This window comes from Pseudoalteromonas shioyasakiensis, assembly GCF_024518675.1.
GTDB lineage: Bacteria > Pseudomonadota > Gammaproteobacteria > Enterobacterales > Alteromonadaceae > Pseudoalteromonas > Pseudoalteromonas shioyasakiensis_B.
The window spans coordinates 1,015,897-1,035,377 of sequence record NZ_JANIGL010000001.1; the positions used below are offsets into that span (position 1 = coordinate 1,015,897).

The window sequence follows — 19,481 nt, forward strand, 5'->3', positions numbered from 1 at the left end:
ATTACAAATAGGTCTCATTGTGAAAAATCATCACGGAAGTTTTAAAGGTGTTATGGCGATTATTGTTGCTAGTTTCTTGTGGGGGACAACTGGTACTGCTGCAAGCTACTCCCCAAATGTAAGCTCTTTGGCTATTGGTGCATTCTCTATGGGGATAGGAGGAGTGTTACTTGTAATCACAGCTCGAAAAAAGCTACTTATGGATTATAAGCTGATGCTCGAACAGCCTAAAACACTTCTTTTAGGTGCCGCTTCTGTCGCTATTTACCCATTAGCGTTCTATACCTCAATGCGTTTATCAGGTGTTGCCATTGGTACTGTAGTATCTATAGCGACTGCACCTTTTTTTGCCGCAATCCTTGAACGTCTTATTAGTAAAAAGGACATTTCATTGCAATGGATGTTGAGCTTTGTCATTGGTGCTATAGGTATTGCTCTGTTAACTTTAGGTAAAGACCAGAGTAATAATAATGCTTACAGTATCAATCAACAGGGTTTGGGGATTATTTTAGGTTGTATTGCTGGTTTAACTTATGCAGGTTATTCATGGGCAGCAAGGCGTTTAATTGAAAGCGGCGTTCAATCAAAATCGTCCATGTCTGGGCTATTCGGTTGTGCTGCACTATTGTTACTCCCCTCATTATGGTTTACGGGTGATAACTTATTTTCAAGCTCAACTAATGCTTTGGTATCTTTGTATATGGCAATAATTCCAATGTTTTTAGGATATTTACTATTTGGTTTTGGCTTGAATTATATAGATGCAAGTAAAGCAACATTAATCACCTTAATTGAACCATTAGTTGCAACTGTTTTAGCTATAGTCATTATTGGGGAAAAATTTAAAGTAATAGGTTGGGCAGGCGTAGCTTTAGTATCACTATGCCTATTGATGCAAACAATCAAACCTCAAAAAAAAATTAAGATTAGCCATCAAAAAATATAGTTATACAGCACTAAATATTCTCTTGAATTTGCAAATGCCTAATGTCCGCAATTGGCTAGCCGCTGTCGCTAAAACCTTAACAGCCAACGTCCGTAGTTTGCTCTTTTGCGGCATTCGTCTAAACACGTTTTGGGGCAGAAACAGGTTATCCCTAAATGATTAAAATCGGCACTTTGCGGTCTAATTCCCACCTTTATTATTGATGTTTTTTATGTTTCCTCATAAGCACAGCGTCTCTTAACCTCTTTGTGAATAATTCACTTAAATGGCTTTGCCAAAATTCAGAATACATCAAAGAAAAAACACTCGATAATGCCTGGTTTTGATTGCAGACTGACAGGGTATTTTTTCGTTGGGTTTCGTTTCACTCTACCCAACCTACGCGTGTTACATAAAAGTACTTCAAAGTAAACTCGAGCCTACAAGCCACACTCCCCTAGAACCTAGTTACCTAGCACCTTTAACTTTTAACCTTTATCTCCCACCCACAAAAAAAGCGCCAATTGGCGCTTTTTTAGCTTTGCTTAATTAAGCTTACTCAGCAGCTGTTGCTTGTGCTGGTAGGTTTAACTCTGCTTTAGCTTTTAGTGCATCAATGAACACCATGTAGTTTTTATTTACTTGGGCCATAGTGATGTTTTGCTTTTGCTGTGCTTCAAGCTCACCTTCAACTGATGCGTTTGTAACAGACTTAAGTGCTACGATTGCTGCATCACCATTGCTAAGCTCTACTTTATCAACCACAGGGGTGTCAGTAGGGTGAGCCATCTTAAACACCTGCTGTACAATGGCAGGTGATACTGCATATGCTTGGCGTGTTAAAGCAGCTTCTTGACGTAGCTCTAGGCCTTGTTCAGTTGCAAGCTCAGTTAAGCTCTTACCCGCTGAGATTTCAGCAAATAATGTTGTTGCTTTCTCTTTTGCCAGCTCAGATGCTTTTTGGCTTACTAGGCGCGTTTTGATTTCACCTGATACATCCGCAAGTGGTTTCGTGCTCGCAGGCTTGTGCTCGCTGATACGTACAATCACAACGTGCTCATCACCTACTTCAACAACTTCTGAGTTCATGCCATCTTCAAGTACATCTGGTGAGAAGATTGCGCTGACAACAGCGGGGGTGTTTAAAGGTGCAGGTAACTCATTACGAGCAACTAGTGGAGTCGTTGTTACTTCAACACCTACCGTTTCAGCTGCATCTACTAAGTTATCTGACATTTCAAACGCGACTTCGCTCATTTGTGTTTGCTTTTCATAGAAGGCATTTACTTTTTCAGTACGTTCAAGTTCAGCACGTAAGTCAGCTTTAACATCATCATACGGTTTTGTTTGCTGGCTTTGAATATCGGTAAGTTGAATGATGTGATAGCCAAATTCAGACTCAACAACGTCAGAAAAGTCACCTTTTGCATTAAGTGCAAATGCGGCTTCTTCAAAAGCTGGATCCATCATGTCGCGTTCAATCCAATCTAAATCACCGCCCATTTCAGCACTGACGATATCATCTGATGATGATTCAGCTAATGCTGCAAAGTCGCTACCTTGTTGCAGCTGTGCTAATAAGTCTTCAGCTTTGCTTCTTGCGGCATCGTCGTCTTCACTATTATCGATTAAGATATGCGATACACGGCGTTTCTCAGGCTCTACATATTGGGCACTGTTTTGCTCGTAGTAAGCTTTAACTTCTTCTTCGCTTACTGTGCTTTGTAAATCTAAGTTTGCTGCATTTAAATCAATGTAGCTCACTGAAACTTGCTCTGGAGCCAAGAATTGTGATGTATTTAGATCGTAGTAATCCGCAATTTCTTGCTCAGTTACTTCAATACCTTCTTGTAGTGACTCTTTACTTACAACGACGTAATCAATGCTACGTGTTTGCTGTTGTAATGCCACTGCATTGGTCAATTCGTTGTCGAGTGCAAAATCAGTTCCTGCAACAGCTGAAATAAGCTGACTGCGAGTCATTTCTTCACGTAAGTATTCACGAAATGCATCAGGTTGGAAGTTCATTTGACGAATAACTTGTAGGTAACGGTCGTTATTAAATTGGCCGCCAATCTGGAAGTATGGTAACTCTAAAATTGCTTGTTTTACACTTTCATCGCTGACGCGTAAACCAAGTTCGTGTGCTAGTTGAGTTTGCAATTCTTGTTGTACTAAACGGTCAACAACACCTTGGCGAATTTGTGCCATATAGTTTGGATCGGCAGCGATTTGCGCAAAGTATTCACCAAACTGTTGTTCTAAGCGGTTACGCTCATTTTGGTACGCACGGTTAAATTCGGTTTGGCTAATTTTAACTCCATTTACTTCAGCAACAGGCTGCTCTGTGGTTTGACCTAAGTAACCACCGATCCCTGCTAAAGCAAAAGATAAAATCACCGCGCCTAAAATAACTTTGGCTACCGGTCCTTGCGAACCTTCTCTGATTTTCTCAAGCATTTATTTATCTCTATTCTATTCTAGGCAGAAATCGCCTTGCTAATGTAAAAAAAGCGTATCTTACCAGATACGCTTTTTTTGTTGAAGCAATTGGCGATAAAGATAGCTATTTGTGCTAAAAAGCAACCAGCTTCTTACACTGCCAAAACTAACTCACATAAAACAGTGATTAGCTATTACATGCATCTTTAAGCGCTTTACCCGCTTTAAAAGCAGGGATGTTCGCTGCAGCGATTTGAATTGTTTCGCCAGTTTGTGGGTTACGGCCTGAACGTGCAGCACGCTCACGTACTGAGAAAGTACCAAAACCAACGAGTGCTACTGAATCGCCATCTTTAAGAGCGCCCGATACAGATTCGATGAATGAATCTAGTGCACGACCTGCAGCCGCTTTAGAAATGTCAGCGTCAGCTGCGATTTGATCGATTAATTGAGATTTATTCACAATATCATCCTCTTTCATTGTTATTATCAAGAGCGATTGTTTTTTAAACTAACATCACTATTTTGAAAATTTTAGAGCAAACTATTTCATGCTCGTACGATTGTAATTTTTCTTCAGCCTAGGCCACATAAGGCCTAGGCTTGAAAACCAGTGCTTAACTTATCATACCATCTAGATTTGAAAAGCCCTTTAAAGCACTTTTTTCGATTTTTTAGTGCTTTTTAGCCGTTTCGACTGAAAAACTCTCTACAGGATGTACTAATGCCAGTTCTAAAACTTCATCAATCCATGTAACTGGGTGAATATCAAGGCCTGCCAATACATTGTCAGGGATCTCTTTTAAGTCACGTTCGTTAATTTTTGGAATAATAACCGTTTTAATGCCACCACGATGTGCAGCTAATAGCTTTTCTTTTAAGCCACCAATTGGCAATACTTCACCACGTAACGTAATTTCACCTGTCATAGCAACATCTGCACGCACAGGGTTACCCGTTAAGCTAGAGACTAAACCTGTGACCATGGCCGCACCGGCACTTGGGCCATCTTTTGGTGTCGCGCCTTCTGGTACGTGTACATGAATATCACGTTTTTCGTAAAAGTCGTTATTAATACGGAAGGTGTCAGCGCGGTTGCGTACTACAGTCATCGCCGCTTGAATCGACTCTTGCATTACATCACCTAGAGAACCTGTGTAGCTTAATTTGCCTTTACCTGGCACAGCGGCACATTCGATTGTTAATAAATCGCCGCCCACTTCGGTCCACGCTAAACCAGTTACCTGACCGATACGGTCACCATCTTCTGCTTTGCCGTAATCAAATCGCTGCACACCTAAGAACTCTTCTAGGTTTTGCTCATTGATAGTGACTACTTTGATTTCTTTCTCAAGCAAGATGTTTTTCACCGCTTTACGACATAACTTAGACACTTCGCGCTCTAAATTACGCACACCGGCTTCACGGGTGTAGTAACGAATAATACCAACAATGGCACTGTCTTCGATAACTACTTCGCCTTCTTTTAAGCCGTTACGCTTAACTTGCTTTGGAATTAAATGCTGCTTAGCAATGTTAAGCTTTTCATCTTCGGTGTAACCTGATAAACGAATTACTTCCATCCGGTCTAATAATGGACCTGGAATATTAAAGCTATTTGATGTTGCAACAAACATAACATCAGATAAGTCGTAATCAACTTCTAAGTAGTGGTCCGCAAAATGGCTGTTTTGCTCAGGATCAAGTACTTCAAGTAATGCGGATGCTGGATCGCCACGCATATCTGATGACATTTTATCGATTTCATCTAACAAGAATAATGGGTTTTTAACCCCCACTTTACTCATGTTTTGAATCAGCTTACCTGGCATAGAGCCAATGTAAGTACGACGATGACCACGGATTTCTGCTTCATCACGTACACCACCGAGTGCCATACGAATATACTTACGACCCGTTGAGCGAGCAATCGATTGCCCTAATGAAGTTTTACCAACACCAGGAGGACCTACAAGGCATAAGATTGGGCCTTTAAGTTTATTGGTACGTTGCTGAACTGCGAGATACTCAATAATGCGCTCTTTCACTTTATCTAAGCCATGGTGATCGCTATCTAAAATCTTTTGCGCGCCTGCTAGGTCTTTTTTCACCTTAGAGCGCTTTTTCCACGGTACATTGATCAGCGTATCTATGTATGAGCGAACAACGGTGGCTTCAGCCGACATTGGCGACATCATTTTTAATTTAGCTAATTCTGAATTGGCTTTTTCTTGTGCATCGCTGCTCATGCCAGATTCTTCAATGCGTTTTTTCAACGCTTCAAATTCATCAGGCACATCGTCAAGTTCGCCTAATTCTTTTTGAATGGCTTTCATTTGCTCGTTGAGGTAGTACTCACGCTGCGATTTTTCCATCTGCTTTTTAACGCGGGTACGAATCTTTTTCTCAACTTGCAGTAAGTCAATTTCGCCTTCCATTAACGCCATTAAGTATTCAAGGCGTTCGGTCACGTTTGCGATCTCAAGTACTTTTTGTTTCTCTGGCACTTTTAATGGCATGTGAGCTGCCATAGTATCAGCAAGGCGCGGGGCTTCATCAATTCCACTAACCGAAGTCAGTACTTCAGGAGGAATTTTTTTATTAAGCTTTACATAGCCTTCAAACTGGCTAACAGCACTGCGGATAAAAATATCTTGCTCTTGTTCGTCAATTTCTTCAGAACTAATAAACTGGGCATTAGCAACAAAAAAGTCATCGTTATCAACAAAGCTTTCAAGTTTTGCGCGTTGAATACCTTCAACTAATACTTTTACCGTGCCATCAGGGAGCTTAAGTAGCTGTAATACAGTGGCGATAGTACCTACACGGTAAATATCGTCTTGCTCTGGCTCATCGACTGTTGCGTCTTTTTGCGCAACAAGAAAAATTTGTTTGTCTTTATCCATTGCCGCTTCAAGGCATTTAATAGATTTTTCGCGGCCTACAAAAAGCGGGATCACCATGTGCGGATACACCACCACATCGCGCAATGCCAGCACCGGGATTTCGACTCGATCTGTTCTCTCAAGCGTCATTATATTTCTCTTCGCTCTTCATTTATTTTAAAGATTACTCAAGTATATGGGGATAACCTAAGTAAAGTTCAACAATTTATGTCATTTGTAAGAAATAAATTATAAAAAAAGGAGCCATTGGCTCCTCTTTGTAATATCAGTGATTAAAATTTATTCTGATGCCGCTTTATCTTGGCTGGCACTTTGATAAATCAAAATTGGGTCTGATTCACCTTTGATCACTGTTTCATCGATAACCACTTTGCTGACTTCTTCCATTGATGGAAGTTCATACATGGTATCAAGTAATACGGCTTCAACAATTGAACGTAGGCCACGTGCACCTGTTTTACGCTCCATTGCTTTGTGGGCAATTGCACGTAATGCATCTTCACGGAATTCAAGCTCAACGTCTTCCATACCAAATAATGCGCTGTACTGCTTAGTCAGTGCGTTTTTAGGCTCATCTAAGATTTGCACTAACGCAGCTTCGTCTAGCTCAGTTAACGTAGCAACAACGGGTAAACGACCAATAAACTCAGGGATCAGGCCGTATTTTACTAAATCTTCTGGCTCTACATCTTTAAATGTTTCACTTAAAGAGCGGCTTGATGCAGATTCTTTAACGCTAACACCAAAACCAATACCGGTATTTTTATGGCTGCGTTGCTCAATCACTTTATCAAGCCCTGCGAATGCACCACCACAGATAAATAAGATTTTAGAGGTATCAACCTGTAAAAACTCTTGTTGTGGATGCTTTCGGCCACCTTGCGGTGGTACTGATGCAACAGTGCCTTCAATCAGTTTAAGTAAGGCTTGTTGTACACCTTCACCTGATACGTCACGGGTGATCGATGGATTGTCAGATTTACGTGAAATTTTATCAATTTCATCAATATAAACGATACCACGTTGCGCTTTTTCTACGTCGTAGTCACATTTTTGCAGTAGTTTTTGAATGATGTTTTCAACATCTTCACCTACATAACCAGCTTCGGTTAATGTGGTGGCATCGGCCATTGTAAATGGAACATCAAGTAAACGTGCTAATGTCTCTGCTAGTAATGTTTTACCACTACCTGTTGGACCAATCAGCAAGATATTACTCTTACCAAGTTCAATATCTACTTTAGTGCTTTGATTACGTAAACGCTTGTAGTGGTTATAAACCGCTACAGAAAGTACTTTTTTAGCGTGGTCTTGACCAATAACATAATCATCTAAGTGATTACGAATTTCTTTCGGTGCAGGCAGTTTATCAGACGTATTGTGCTTCGGCGCAATGTCTTTGATTTCTTCCCTGATAATGTCGTTACACAGCTCAACACATTCATCACAAATGTATACTGAAGGCCCTGCTATAAGTTTGCGAACTTCATGCTGGCTTTTGCCACAAAAAGAGCAGTATAACAATTTATTACTTTTGTCGCCGTCTGTAGGAGTGTCAGACATTCAGCTACCTCATCTTATACGTTGGCTGCCAAACTTCTTAGCAGCTATTTCAATACGCTTAACTATACCAAAAATTATTGGTTTTCACAGTGTAAACAATTCAAGCAAGTACCGTTAGTACTCGCTTGACCTATTTACTTGCTGTCGCGATTAGTAAATACCGAATCAACTAGGCCATAATCAACGGCTTGGCTTGCGCTCATAAAGTTGTCGCGGTCAGTATCGCGTGAAATCACATCTAACGGCTGGCCAGTGTGCTCTGCCATTAAACGGTTAAGCTTGTCTTTAATAGACAGGATTTCTTTAGCATGTATTTCAAAGTCAGACGCTTGACCTTGGAAACCACCTAAAGGTTGGTGAATCATCACACGAGAATTAGGCAAACAATAACGTTTCCCCTTAGCACCAGCTGTTAGTAAGAATGCGCCCATGCTAGCCGCTTGGCCAACACAAATAGTGCTTACATCTGGTTTAATAAAATTCATGGTATCGTAAATTGCCATACCCGCAGTCACAGAACCACCTGGTGAGTTAATATACAAGAAGATATCTTTTTCTGGGTTCTCTGATTCTAAAAATAGCATTTGCGCTAAAATTAGATTTGCCATGTTGTCTTCAACTTGACCAGTTAAAAAAATGATTCTCTCTTTTAATAGTCTCGAATATATATCATACGAGCGCTCGCCTTTCGCTGTTTGTTCAACAACCATTGGGACTAATGCATTTAGAGGATCTGTCATACCAGTGTTGTTCATACTTATTTTATTCCTTATGCGCTTATACTTATCCTGAATATAAGAAAAGCATAGTTATCTTTTTGGCAAAATTGAAGGCCACAAACTAAAATGGCTCGGGCACACTGCAAAATACAGAGTAACACGAGCCATTTAATCGTTAGCGAGGGCTTAAGTCAATGACTTATTAAGCACCTTGCTGTGGATTCATGATGTCATCAAATGCTTTTTCAACATCAGAAACGTCTGCTTTAGCTAAAATAGCTTCTACAGCTTGCTCTTCCATTGCAACATTACGCATTTGCTGCATAAGTTGATCATTTGCTTTGTAGTATTCTACTACTTCAGTTGGATCTTCATATGCAGAAGCCACTGTAGCAATTAATGCTTCAACTTTAGCGTCATCAACTTTGATCTCGTTCGCTTTAATTACTTCACCTAGTAATAGGCCAGTTTTAACGCGAGTTACTGCTTGCTCGTGGAACAATTCAGCAGGAAGTTCAGGCATGTTTTTAGCGTCGCCACCAAAACGTTGTGCAGCTTGTTGACGTAGTGCATCAATTTCTTGATCTACTAGCGCTTTAGGCACGTCGATTTCGTTATTAGCTAAAAGACCTTTGATTGCTTGGTCTTTCACGTTCGCTTTAACCGCTTGGTCAAGCTCACGAGTCATGTTCTTTTTAACTTCTTCTTTAAGTGCGTCAACGCCGCCTTCAGTTACACCGAACTTAGTTGCAAACTCTTCGCTTAGTTCAGGTAGTTCTTGCGCTTCAACTTTCTTCACAGTGATAGTGAACTGTGCAGCTTTACCTTTTAGGTTTTCAGCGTGGTAGTCTTCAGGGAAAGTTACATCAGCAACAACTTCTTCGCCTGCTTTTTTACCAACGATGTTATCTTCAAAACCTGGGATCATACGACCTTGGCCAAGTTCTAATGGGAAGTCTTCAGCTTTACCGCCTTCAAATACTTCACCGTCGATAGTGCCTTCGAAGTCAACTGTTACGCGATCGTTCTCGCCAGCAGCTGCATCTACTTCAGCCCATGATGCATGTTGCTTACGAAGCGTTTCTAGCATGTTTGCTAAATCTTCGTCAGTTACTGTTACAGCAGGCTTTTCTACAGTGATCTTGTCTAAACCTTGAACTTCAACTTCAGGGTAAACTTCAAATGTTGCAGAGAATTCTAAATCTTTACCAGCTTCAAGCGCTTTAGGTGCGAAAGTTGGTGTACCCGCTGGGTTGATTTTTTCAGCTACGATTGCTTCGTAGAAGTTACGTTGCATTAATTCACCAGCAACTTCTTGACGAACTGCGCCACCGTAACGCTTGTTGATTACAGACGTTGGTACTTTACCAGGACGGAAACCATCAATACGCTGGGTTTTTGACAGTTGTTGTAAGCGTTTTTTTACTTCGGTCTCAACGTTCTCTGCAGGAACGGTGATAGTCAGACGGCGCTCAAGGCCTTGAGTCGTCTCAACAGAAACTTGCATGATATACCTCAATCTTCAATTTTGGCGACTGTTCGCCTTCCTTACAAACACGGTGATCACTATGCGCTTGATACGTTAAAAGCCATTTATAAGACTTTCAATCTCCATCTTCACTATAAGATACCAATGCTGCTCTGCCCTACGGGCACTATGTTAAACAATAGACGCGGCATTATAACCTAATATTTATGATAGTCGAGTCATGGGAGCAATTATTTGATTAGAACACGGATTATCGAAGACGAATGGATAAAAAGTAGACGGTTCAACTGCAAGTTAGCAAGTTAGCAAGTTAGCAAGTTAGCAAGTTAGCAAGTTAGCAATATTTTAGTTTTAGAATTAAGTTATGCAATATGAATTGGAAGTTTTTATAAATTAAGAAAGTGGTCGGCGATGCAGGATTTGAACCTGCGACCCCTTGGACCCAAACCAAGTGCGCTACCAAACTGCGCTAATCGCCGATATTGAAGTGTGAAACTTCGAATTTATTTTGAATACTTAAACGGTGAGATTAAGACCACTTTAAAGAAAGTGGTCGGCGATGCAGGATTTGAACCTGCGACCCCTTGGACCCAAACCAAGTGCGCTACCAAACTGCGCTAATCGCCGATATTCTGTTGTAAATTGGGGTGACTGATGGGGCTCGAACCCACGACAACCGGAATCACAATCCGGGGCTCTACCAACTGAGCTACAATCACCACAGCATTTACATGTCTTCGAAATGGCGCACCCAGAAGGATTCGAACCTTCGACCGACGCCTTAGAAGGGCGTTGCTCTATCCAGCTGAGCTATGGGCGCATCGAAAACTTCATAGCGAACCAATAAGCTACTTTATTTAAAAAGTGGTCAACGATGCAAGGTTTTAACCTGCGGCTGAATTTGATATACCCAAACCAACTTTGTGACACTTCAAACTTTAAAAAAGTGGTCGGCGATGCAGGATTTGAACCTGCGACCCCTTGGACCCAAACCAAGTGCGCTACCAAACTGCGCTAATCGCCGATGCTTACTATTGTCTGCGAGTGACCTCGTTGACAACGGGGTGCATAATAGTGATTTGACCGGATTAGGTCAAACCTTTTTTTAAGAAAATAAATCAATCGGTCATTTTTAGTTCACAATGCCTAAATATTGTAAATATAAGCTAAAATTTCGACCGTTTTTTATAATAGTGCGGTTTATATAAAAAAAGCAACTTGGCGCTTTGACGCTTTTCTGCGAAAATAGCTTAACTATATAGCAAGGCAAAACCAAGCTGATTAAAACCAGTTCCGTTTACCCCTTTTAAAACGATAGTGTCTTGCTAAGTATCAGTTTCAAGTTAACTAACCCCAATTAAAGGTCACCCATGACGGCAAACATCATCGATGGTAAGGCAATAGCTAAACAAGTACGAAGTGCAGTAGCAGAAAAAGTAAGTGAACGCGTAGCCAATGGCTTACGTGCGCCAGGGCTTGCAGTTGTGCTCGTAGGACAAGATCCTGCAAGCCAAGTATATGTTGGCTCTAAGCGTAAAGCCTGTGAAGAAGTTGGATTTGTATCAAAGTCATTTGATTTACCAGCAGATACATCTGAACAAGCACTACTGGATTTAGTCGATGAGCTTAATAACGACAACACAGTGGACGGTATTTTAGTTCAATTACCATTACCACAAGGTCTCGATGCTGAAAAAATCCTTGAGCGCATTACGCCATTAAAAGATGTTGATGGTTTCCACCCTTATAATATCGGCCGCTTGGCGCAGCGTATGCCTGCTTTACGCCCTTGTACTCCTAAAGGGATTATCACGCTACTTAATTCAACTGGCGTTAAATACAAAGGTATGCATGCCGTTGTCGTTGGTGCATCTAATATTGTTGGCCGTCCAATGGCATTAGAGTTATTGCTTGCCGGTTGCACAACAACGGTTTGTCATAAATTCACTCAAGATTTAGAAACCCATGTACGCCGTGCTGATTTACTCGTTGTTGCAGTGGGTAAACCTGAATTTATTCCGGGTGACTGGGTAAAAGAAGGCGCGATAGTCATCGATGTGGGCATTAACCGTTTAGATACGGGGAAATTAGTGGGCGATGTACAGTATGACGTTGCTGAGCAAAAAGCACATTTCATCACCCCTGTACCAGGCGGTGTTGGCCCAATGACGGTAGCAAGCTTAATTGAAAACACCCTAGAAGCGTGCGAGAAATACCACAGTTAATCACTGTATTCTCAAAGTATTAAAGTTACAAAAAAACCGCACAACTGATGTTAGTGCGGTTTTTTATTGTTTACTTTTAACTGCCTAATTACTTACAAACATCTGCCACAGCGTTTGCAAAGTAGTCAATATTCGCTTGGCTAATACCGGCAACATTCACGCGGCTAGAGCCAACAATATAAATACCATATTCTTTTTGTAAGCGTGCGATTTGCTCTTTATTAATGCCAAGGAATGAGAACATACCATTTTGACGGTCAATAAATGAGAAGTCTTGTGCTATGCCTTTCGCTGCTAAGCTGTCTTTGATTAACGTACGAAGACCGTTAATACGATTACGCATTTCATCTAATTCATTGTGCCATTCTTGGGTAAGCTCTGTGCTACCTAGAATTGTGTTTACAATATCAGCGCCATGAGCGGGCGGCATAGAGTAAATACTACGTACCACGCTTAACATCACTGAGTTAGAAATGTCTGCAGTCGCGCTATCTTTAGCTATGATTGAACATGCACCAATACGCTCGCGGTATAAACCAAAGTTTTTAGAGCATGAAGAACAAATGATAAGCTCTTCAACTGCGTTTGCTAAAATGCGCAGGCCATTAGCGTCTTGCTCAAGGCTTGAACCAAAACCTTGGTAAGCAATATCAACAAGTGGTGTAAAGCCAACTTCTTTAGCAAGCTCTGCTACTGTGTTCCACTGTGTTTCGTTTAAGTCCATACCACTTGGGTTATGACAACATGCATGCACTAGCACAACATCGCCCTTTGGCACTTGCTTAAGGGTGTTGATCATGTCATCAAATAAAAGATCTTTGTTTTCATAATCGTAATACGGATATTCTTTAACTGTTAAGCCTGCCGCTTCAAATAAGCTAATGTGGTTAGCCCATGTAGGGTTAGTTACCCAAATAGTAGCGCTTGGGTTGCAACGGGCAATAAATTCAGCTGCAACACGAAGTGCACCAGTGCCGCCTGGCGCTTGTGCTGTACGAACGCGATTAGCTAGAAGTGCCTGATGCTCACCTAATAATAGGTTTTCCATTTTTTGGCAAAAATCTAAGTTACCTGCCAAGCCAATGTATGATTTGCTGATTTCATTTTCTAGGCGGAATGCTTCTGCTTTTTTAACGGCGTTTAATACCGGCGTATTACCCTGCTCATCTTTATAAACACCAACCCCTAAGTCAATCTTATTTGGGTTAGTATCTTGCTTATAGGCCGCCATTAGGCCAAGAATAGGATCTGTTGGTAATGGTTTTAATTCTGAGAACATTGACTATCTCTTATCATTATTTAGGGGTTAGCTGTTACACTTAGCTTAACATAAAAGGTGACTAGCATGGCTAGTGTTATTTACACTAAAAAGTGAGGAATTTTAATACAGCATGCAATTAGCAGCGCCAATGTGTGTTGATCAAAAAAGTCGTTGTTAAACGCCTCTCCATCGACAATACCAACGCAATTATTTTGCTGATCGAACAGCGGTAAACATGCCTCTGATTTTACTTTTGGATCGCAGGTGTAATATTCACCACCAGCAGCAAGATACTGCTCAACATTATTAATCACTCGGCCTTTAGCACTCAGTGCCACTTGCACATTATTACTGCCTGCAGCAAACTCTTGAGTTAATGGAAACAATGGTCTGCTAGGTGCACCAAAATAAGCCAGTTTTAGTAGCTGCTCACCTTCATTGGTTGCCGTATTTTGATAGATGCCGAACCAATCCACTCCCGTTTTCTCAACCACATAGTCAACAATGCGCTGAAGCTGAGCCAGACTTTCTGTAGTGTCTGGGTCTTGAGTTAAATATTCAGTCAGTTTGAAAGGTTCATCTTGTAAGTAACCAAATAAGCTACACGCACCGCCTTCACCTAATTCTGGAATTTGGTATTCCCAGCACACTGCTGGACGTTCGCTGCTTAATAAATAATGTTCAAGCTTGGTGAGCTCTGAAGACACTAATTGCTGAGGCACATCAAGTTGTGCAAGTGATAAATAAGAAGAAACCATCTAGCCGTCCAAACATCTAAATAAAGCAAAATAATAACATGCCCTTTCTCACGCGACTAGTGTAGAAACTAAATTAACTTATAACACATTTCAATTTGATTGCCTGAAGCGTTATAACTTACTTGTTCTGCTATTTCTTCGAGCAAAGAAAGGCCTCTGCCGTGTTCTCGGGCTAAGTTTTCGCTATTGCTATTCATCGCGGTAAACCCGTTTCCAGAATCACAAATTGTAAAGTATAAACAAAAGGATTCAGGGCAATAGCGTATATCAATAATGATCATGGCACCTTGTAAGTTAGCCAAGGCAGCTTCTCTTTGTTGATAGAACTCAAAAAAGCCATCATCTTTATTTTTTATATCAGAATCTAGGCCTAATAAGCCGTGGTCAACCGCATTATTGTAGGCTTCTGATAAAAGCAAAAATATATCAGAACGATGCGCTTTTAATCCGCTTACACGTGTTATAACGTCAACGACCTCAAGTACAGGGTCTGTTTGCTTAATTTGCGCGGAGTTTAAGCTAAGTGAAAAATTGAACGGAAGCGGTGAGTAACTTTCTACCTCAGTGTGGCTCGCAGGCACAGGTAAACAATTAAAAAGTACTAAGCTTAAGTCATCTTGTTGTTTCGAGCCTTTGGCAAATGCCGCCACTTGTTCAAGCACATCGTGACAATCAACTTTTGTTTTGCTGCCTAAGGCTTGAATAAATCGCTGCTCACCAAAGTAATCTCCTTCTTCATTGGTGGTTTCAATTATGCCGTCTGTTGCCAGCACAATTCGCATTGTACTATCGACTTCAAAATGGATCAGCGCTCTTTCAAACTCATCAGCTTCTAAAATACCAAGAGCCATATGTTGTGACTCAAGCGTTTTTAGCACCTTCCCCTGTTGATCAATTACATAAGCATCAGGTAGACCACCGAGCCAAGCCGAAATACTTTTACTTGAACTACTTAATTCAATAATAGTTGCCGCACAAAACATATGACCAGGTAAGAGTTGCGCTAATACCGTATTAACTTCATGGGCAATATCATTAACCGCCATGCCTTTATTGACCATGGTATAAAACACTTTAGAGGCAGGTAAGGCCCCTACTGCCGCAGCCAGACCATGGCCGGTAAAATCCCCAAGCATACAATACAAACTACCAATTGGACTTTGTGCAACAAGCAGCATATCGCCATTAAACATAGAAGCAGGCGAGAGGTGAAAGTCGATGTTGTTACTAAATTCATTTTGGTTTTCTAACGCATTATTAAAAATGTGCTCAACAATTTCGTGTTCACGCTCGGTTTGATTGTAATGATATTCTAGCTGTGCATTTTGTTCGTGGGCTTTTAGACTAAGCTGGCGAGTACGACTGTGGGCTTTTATTTTTGCGGTTAAAATAACTTTATCAAACGGTTTATGAATAAAATCATCGCCGCCAACGGCTAAGCAATGCTCTAAACTATCTTTGTCTTCTAACGAGGTGATAAAAATAATCGGTAAGTAAACATCTTCACTACGCTGTTTTATTTTTGGCGCCGTTTCGAAACCATCCATTTCTGGCATTAATACATCAAGTAGCACGATATCAATCGACTGGCTATCAATTACGGCTAATGCCTCAATACCATTGTTTGCTGTTGTTACTTGATACCCTTGTTGCTTTAGCATCACGCTAAGCAATGAGCGGTTTAGAGCCTGATCATCAACAACGAGTACATGCATCAGTCGATATCAAACTTTTTGTCAAAACGTGAGATTTGTAATATTTTTTTTAATTGCGGCTGGCAATTACTTATATGAATTGCATCCACTGAGGTACCTAATGTTTTTTTCATATTAAGTAACATGCCCAAAGCAGAGCTATCCATGTAATCTGTTTCGCGAAGGTCGATAACAACTTTCGCTGTTTTATCCCCTATTTCTGCATAAGCTTGTCGAAATGACTGCACCAAATTAAAATCAAACTTGCCTTTAATTTGGATGGTTAATGTTGTGCCATCTGCTGAGGCTGTTTTACTTAAACTCATACTTAATTCCTGTTCAGATTATCCATTCTTATAGTTGTTAATATAACCTTTTAAGGCTAATTTCGCCAAAAATAAAAGCACCTTAGTGTAAATTTGTTATTATAGAAGTCATTGTTTATATAACTTTTTCATTGCAGGTTTAGTATGAGTGACAATAATCTCGTTTATTCGACAGAAACTGGCCGTATTAGCCAACCAAAAGCAACAAAGGAAGTAGCTGGCAAAGTCTTTAAAGACGGTGCTTTGCGAATTGAACGCCAGACAAAAGGCCGTAAGGGTAAAGGCGTGATGTTAGTAACCGGTATTGATAGCGAACAACATGACCTAAAAAAACTCGCCAAAACCATAAAAAGTAAAATGGGCCAAGGCGGCGCAGTAAAAGACGGCATCATAGAAGTGCAAGGCGACGACCGTGATAAACTCAAAGCCATACTTGAAGCACTTAAATTCAAAGTTAAAATTGCCGGGGGCTAAACCCTCGGTTTTTATAATCTGATAACTCTTATTTTTTCAGGAAGAGCCGTTAGCTTTCATACTTTTGCGTAATGTTCAAACAATTAAAATTAGGCTGTGTTATTGGTAATGAATCCTCGCTTCTCTTTAGGGTCTGCGGCTTGAGCTAATATGCGAAATATCATATCAAGCTTGGCAAGAATACCTAAAGCGCAAGATAAACTCGCGCTTACAGTACACTCCCTAGCACCTTATACCTGCCTGTAGTTAGGCCTCGTTACCTCACCCAACACTATATCTACAGCCTTTAATTTAACACCGCGCAAGCTTACAGCTTACGGCTAACCACTTACAGCTAGAATCAAAACACCATGGCTTTGCCACGGCCCGATGCTTCTGATCCTGCATCGAGCTTGCCATTACGCTCGATGATCACATGCATATCACCAAAGCGGCGTTCATCTAAGGTATAGCCCATTTTCTCAAGTGCTTTAACAACGCCGGCATCTAAACCTGAATGGTGGCGAATTACATTTTTAGGCCATAGTTGATGATGAAAACGCGGGCTATTCACCACTTCTTCGGCGCTCATATTAAATTCAACCGCGTTTAAAATCGATTCATACACAGAGCTGATAATCGTCGTACCGCCAGGTGAGCCGGTGACCATTTTTACTTTATTGTTTTTGAGTAAGATAGTTGGTGTCATTGAGCTGAGCATACGTTTATGTGGCTGTATTTCATTAGCTTTGCCACCAAGCGCGCCAAAAACGTTCATCACCCCTGGTTTTGCACTAAAGTCATCCATCTCGTCATTAAGTAAAAAGCCTGCGCCTGCGACAACGACGCCACTGCCGTAACCTAAGTTAATTGTTGTGGTGTTCGAAACTGCGTTCCCCCACTTATCTACAATTGAAAAGTGCGTCGTTTGTTCGCTTTCATACAAACCTGGTTTAATGTTTTCGGTGGTTGATATTTTATCTAGGGTAATGGCGCTACTGCGCTTTTTAAGGTATTCACTGGCAATCAGCTCTGTTTGTGGCACGTCAAAAAAGTCAGGGTCGCCTAAGTACTCTGCTCTATCGGCAAAAACACGTTTACCTATTTCAGATAGTAAATGAATATAGGCAGTTGAATTATGCTCAAAACCAGCGCTTGGCTTAGTTAACTCATACATTCTTAACCACTGTAAAATAGCAATGCCGCCTGAGCTTGGAGGCGGTGAGGTTAAAACCTCATAACCGTTCCAACTGGCTTTAATAGGAGTGCGTGATTTTGCTTGATAGCCTTTTAAATCGGCTTGAGTGATTATCCCGCCATGTTGCGTCATAAAATCAGCGATAATTTTAGCAGTTTCACCTTCATAAAACCCTGCTTTACCTTGATCGCGAATTCGTTTTAATGTGGCGGCAAGTTCTGGCTGCTTAAAGTTTTTATTAGCTTTTGCACTAGCGAAGTAATCAGCAAAATTAATCGAGACATCTTTTTTAGCCATACGAGCTATGTAACGCTCAATGCTGCTGGCAAGTTTTGGATGCACAATAAAGCCATGTTCAGCTAGTTTTACTGCGGGTTCAACTAAAGCTTTCCAAGCAAGTGTGCCATGCTTTTTATGAGCAAGCCACATACCTGCAACACTGCCAGGCACACCGCTGGCATGAATACCATACACAGAACGATTCTTAATAACATTGCCTTGCTCATCTAAATACATATCGCGATGTGCCGCACTCGGTGCTGTTTCACGATAATCAATAAAGTCACTTTTGCCGTCTTTTTGGATCAGCATAAAGCCACCGCCGCCAATATTCCCAGCTTCAGGCAGAGTTACAGCCAATACAAATTGTGCCGCGATAGCAGCATCAATGGCATTACCGCCTTGTTCTAAAATAGCCCTTGCGGTATCACTACTATAGCTGTCAGGCATGGCAACCGCAGCTTGACTCGTTTTTTCTGCAGCACTCAGCATTAGATTTAGCTGAATTACCATAAAGCTCAATAAAAGCAAAATTTTGCCACGAGAAAACATAGTTCATTCCTTTTTAATTTTATTTTTTAACTAAATTATTTCACCATTAATGCATACTGTACCGCACTAGGTCAAACGGCAATTAAACTAACTTTCGATATAGCACAGCAGGTAGTTCACCTTCCTCATCTATATGAGTGTAATTTTTAATAAATTTCATGGCTAATTTTTCCATGACTTTAATTGAAGCTAAATTGTTTTTTAATGCTGTCGCACTAATAGCATGAACTTGTGGCTGTTGGGCAATAAAGTCAGCTATTGCTGTGGCCGCTTCACTAGCAAACCCTTTGCCCCAGCTCGATCGTTTAAAGCGCCAACCAATCTCAATGTCATTATAGTTTGGCGATTCGGTAAAAAAGTCCATTGGCCTGATGAGCACCCAGCCTATAAACTCATTTGTGTGCGTAATATTCACCTGCCATAATCCCCAGCCCTTTTCAGCATTACGATACGCCTGCATACGCGGAATAAATACCTCTTGAATTGCCTGCATGCTACTCACTTTCCCTCGTGTTAGGTACTGCATAACCTGCGGATCATTATCTAATTCATACAATAGTGACGCATCGTGTTCATCCATTAACCGAAAACTAAGTCGAGTTGTTCTAGGTACGTTCATATGTTTTGCTCTATATTGCATGTTTTTAAATTATTACTAAAATTACTTTACCTAAGAACGACCCTCTTAGGA

Annotated in this window: 15 protein-coding genes and 5 tRNA genes; 3 read left to right on the forward strand and 17 right to left on the reverse strand. The window is 40.9% G+C overall.

Annotation, left to right across the window (positions count from 1 at the left end):
• Positions 1-52: 52 nt before the first annotated feature.
• Entirely contained in the window at positions 53-946 is an 894-nt protein-coding gene (locus tag NQT69_RS04385) for a DMT family transporter (RefSeq protein WP_256826734.1), read from the forward strand.
• A 534-nt stretch (positions 947-1,480) separates the two neighbouring features.
• Here NQT69_RS04385 and ppiD read toward each other — a convergent pair.
• From ppiD to NQT69_RS04440, 11 genes are all read right to left on the reverse strand, one after another.
• Complete coding sequence (gene ppiD / locus NQT69_RS04390; RefSeq protein ID WP_256826475.1) at positions 1,481-3,385, reverse strand: peptidylprolyl isomerase; 1,905 nt, start codon at positions 3,383-3,385, stop codon at positions 1,481-1,483.
• Positions 3,386-3,554: 169 nt separating this feature from the next.
• A complete protein-coding gene (locus NQT69_RS04395; RefSeq protein WP_372822933.1) occupies positions 3,555-3,857 on the reverse strand; it encodes an HU family DNA-binding protein in 303 nt (100 codons plus the stop codon).
• Positions 3,858-4,041: 184 nt separating this feature from the next.
• Positions 4,042-6,402 (reverse strand): endopeptidase La, encoded by a 2,361-nt coding sequence (gene lon, locus NQT69_RS04400; protein ID WP_256826476.1) that lies wholly within the window; start codon positions 6,400-6,402, stop codon positions 4,042-4,044.
• A gap of 150 nt (positions 6,403-6,552) precedes the next feature.
• Positions 6,553-7,836, reverse strand: a complete 1,284-nt coding sequence (gene clpX / locus NQT69_RS04405) for an ATP-dependent protease ATP-binding subunit ClpX (RefSeq protein WP_087530792.1) — start codon at positions 7,834-7,836, stop codon at positions 6,553-6,555.
• Between the two features lie 134 nt (positions 7,837-7,970).
• Positions 7,971-8,591, reverse strand: coding sequence for an ATP-dependent Clp endopeptidase proteolytic subunit ClpP (clpP, locus tag NQT69_RS04410; RefSeq protein ID WP_087530793.1), 621 nt, complete (start codon positions 8,589-8,591; stop codon positions 7,971-7,973).
• 166 nt (positions 8,592-8,757) lie between these two features.
• Positions 8,758-10,062, reverse strand: a complete 1,305-nt coding sequence (gene tig / locus NQT69_RS04415) for a trigger factor (RefSeq protein WP_256826477.1) — start codon at positions 10,060-10,062, stop codon at positions 8,758-8,760.
• 384 nt (positions 10,063-10,446) lie between these two features.
• A tRNA-Pro gene (locus tag NQT69_RS04420) sits at positions 10,447-10,523 on the reverse strand.
• A gap of 71 nt (positions 10,524-10,594) precedes the next feature.
• Positions 10,595-10,671, reverse strand: a tRNA-Pro gene (locus tag NQT69_RS04425).
• A 16-nt stretch (positions 10,672-10,687) separates the two neighbouring features.
• Positions 10,688-10,763, reverse strand: a tRNA-His gene (locus tag NQT69_RS04430).
• A gap of 24 nt (positions 10,764-10,787) precedes the next feature.
• Positions 10,788-10,864, reverse strand: a tRNA-Arg gene (locus NQT69_RS04435).
• A gap of 127 nt (positions 10,865-10,991) precedes the next feature.
• A tRNA-Pro gene (locus NQT69_RS04440) sits at positions 10,992-11,068 on the reverse strand.
• A gap of 346 nt (positions 11,069-11,414) precedes the next feature.
• Here NQT69_RS04440 and folD point away from each other — a divergent pair.
• Positions 11,415-12,269: a bifunctional methylenetetrahydrofolate dehydrogenase/methenyltetrahydrofolate cyclohydrolase FolD gene (gene folD / locus NQT69_RS04445; RefSeq protein WP_256826478.1), complete on the forward strand. Its 855-nt coding sequence runs from the start codon at positions 11,415-11,417 to the stop codon at positions 12,267-12,269.
• A gap of 88 nt (positions 12,270-12,357) precedes the next feature.
• On the opposite strand, the gene NQT69_RS04450 is transcribed toward folD, so the two are convergent.
• The 4 genes from NQT69_RS04450 to NQT69_RS04465 form a co-directional block, all read right to left on the reverse strand.
• Entirely contained in the window at positions 12,358-13,548 is a 1,191-nt protein-coding gene (locus NQT69_RS04450) for an amino acid aminotransferase (RefSeq protein WP_256826479.1), read from the reverse strand.
• Positions 13,549-13,628: 80 nt separating this feature from the next.
• Complete coding sequence (locus tag NQT69_RS04455; RefSeq protein ID WP_256826480.1) at positions 13,629-14,288, reverse strand: GAF domain-containing protein; 660 nt, start codon at positions 14,286-14,288, stop codon at positions 13,629-13,631.
• 68 nt (positions 14,289-14,356) lie between these two features.
• The gene (locus tag NQT69_RS04460) at positions 14,357-16,003 is read right to left on the reverse strand and encodes a fused response regulator/phosphatase (protein WP_256826481.1); all 1,647 of its coding nucleotides are present in this window, start codon (positions 16,001-16,003) and stop codon (positions 14,357-14,359) included.
• A complete protein-coding gene (locus tag NQT69_RS04465; RefSeq protein WP_087530799.1) occupies positions 16,003-16,308 on the reverse strand; it encodes an STAS domain-containing protein in 306 nt (101 codons plus the stop codon). Before NQT69_RS04465 ends, NQT69_RS04460 begins: the two co-directional genes overlap by 1 nt.
• Before the next feature lie 144 nt (positions 16,309-16,452).
• Here NQT69_RS04465 and NQT69_RS04470 point away from each other — a divergent pair, with 144 nt between their 5' ends.
• A complete protein-coding gene (locus NQT69_RS04470) occupies positions 16,453-16,782 on the forward strand; it encodes a stress response translation initiation inhibitor YciH (RefSeq protein ID WP_087530800.1) in 330 nt (109 codons plus the stop codon).
• 340 nt (positions 16,783-17,122) lie between these two features.
• On the opposite strand, the gene ggt is transcribed toward NQT69_RS04470, so the two are convergent.
• Both ggt and NQT69_RS04480 read right to left on the reverse strand, forming a co-directional pair.
• Positions 17,123-18,751, reverse strand: a complete 1,629-nt coding sequence (gene ggt / locus NQT69_RS04475) for a gamma-glutamyltransferase (protein WP_256826736.1) — start codon at positions 18,749-18,751, stop codon at positions 17,123-17,125.
• Between the two features lie 121 nt (positions 18,752-18,872).
• Positions 18,873-19,409, reverse strand: coding sequence for a GNAT family N-acetyltransferase (locus NQT69_RS04480; RefSeq protein ID WP_256826482.1), 537 nt, complete (start codon positions 19,407-19,409; stop codon positions 18,873-18,875).
• Positions 19,410-19,481: the final 72 nt, after the last annotated feature.

Bases quoted from the DNA above. Each gene is read 5' to 3' on its own strand.
- folD (WP_256826478.1), top strand. From the start codon at position 11,415: ATGACGGCAAACATCATCGATGGTAAGGCAATAGCTAAACAAGTACGA.
- NQT69_RS04480 (WP_256826482.1), bottom strand. From the start codon at position 19,409: ATGAACGTACCTAGAACAACTCGACTTAGTTTTCGGTTAATGGATGAA.
- NQT69_RS04455 (WP_256826480.1), bottom strand. From the start codon at position 14,288: ATGGTTTCTTCTTATTTATCACTTGCACAACTTGATGTGCCTCAGCAA.
- NQT69_RS04385 (WP_256826734.1), top strand. From the start codon at position 53: ATGGCGATTATTGTTGCTAGTTTCTTGTGGGGGACAACTGGTACTGCT.
- NQT69_RS04460 (WP_256826481.1), bottom strand. From the start codon at position 16,003: ATGCATGTACTCGTTGTTGATGATCAGGCTCTAAACCGCTCATTGCTT.
- ppiD (WP_256826475.1), bottom strand. From the start codon at position 3,385: ATGCTTGAGAAAATCAGAGAAGGTTCGCAAGGACCGGTAGCCAAAGTT.
- clpX (WP_087530792.1), bottom strand. From the start codon at position 7,836: ATGTCTGACACTCCTACAGACGGCGACAAAAGTAATAAATTGTTATAC.
- lon (WP_256826476.1), bottom strand. From the start codon at position 6,402: ATGACGCTTGAGAGAACAGATCGAGTCGAAATCCCGGTGCTGGCATTG.
- clpP (WP_087530793.1), bottom strand. From the start codon at position 8,591: ATGAACAACACTGGTATGACAGATCCTCTAAATGCATTAGTCCCAATG.
- tig (WP_256826477.1), bottom strand. From the start codon at position 10,062: ATGCAAGTTTCTGTTGAGACGACTCAAGGCCTTGAGCGCCGTCTGACT.
- NQT69_RS04450 (WP_256826479.1), bottom strand. From the start codon at position 13,548: ATGTTCTCAGAATTAAAACCATTACCAACAGATCCTATTCTTGGCCTA.
- NQT69_RS04465 (WP_087530799.1), bottom strand. From the start codon at position 16,308: ATGAGTTTAAGTAAAACAGCCTCAGCAGATGGCACAACATTAACCATC.
- ggt (WP_256826736.1), bottom strand. From the start codon at position 18,751: ATGGTAATTCAGCTAAATCTAATGCTGAGTGCTGCAGAAAAAACGAGT.
- NQT69_RS04470 (WP_087530800.1), top strand. From the start codon at position 16,453: ATGAGTGACAATAATCTCGTTTATTCGACAGAAACTGGCCGTATTAGC.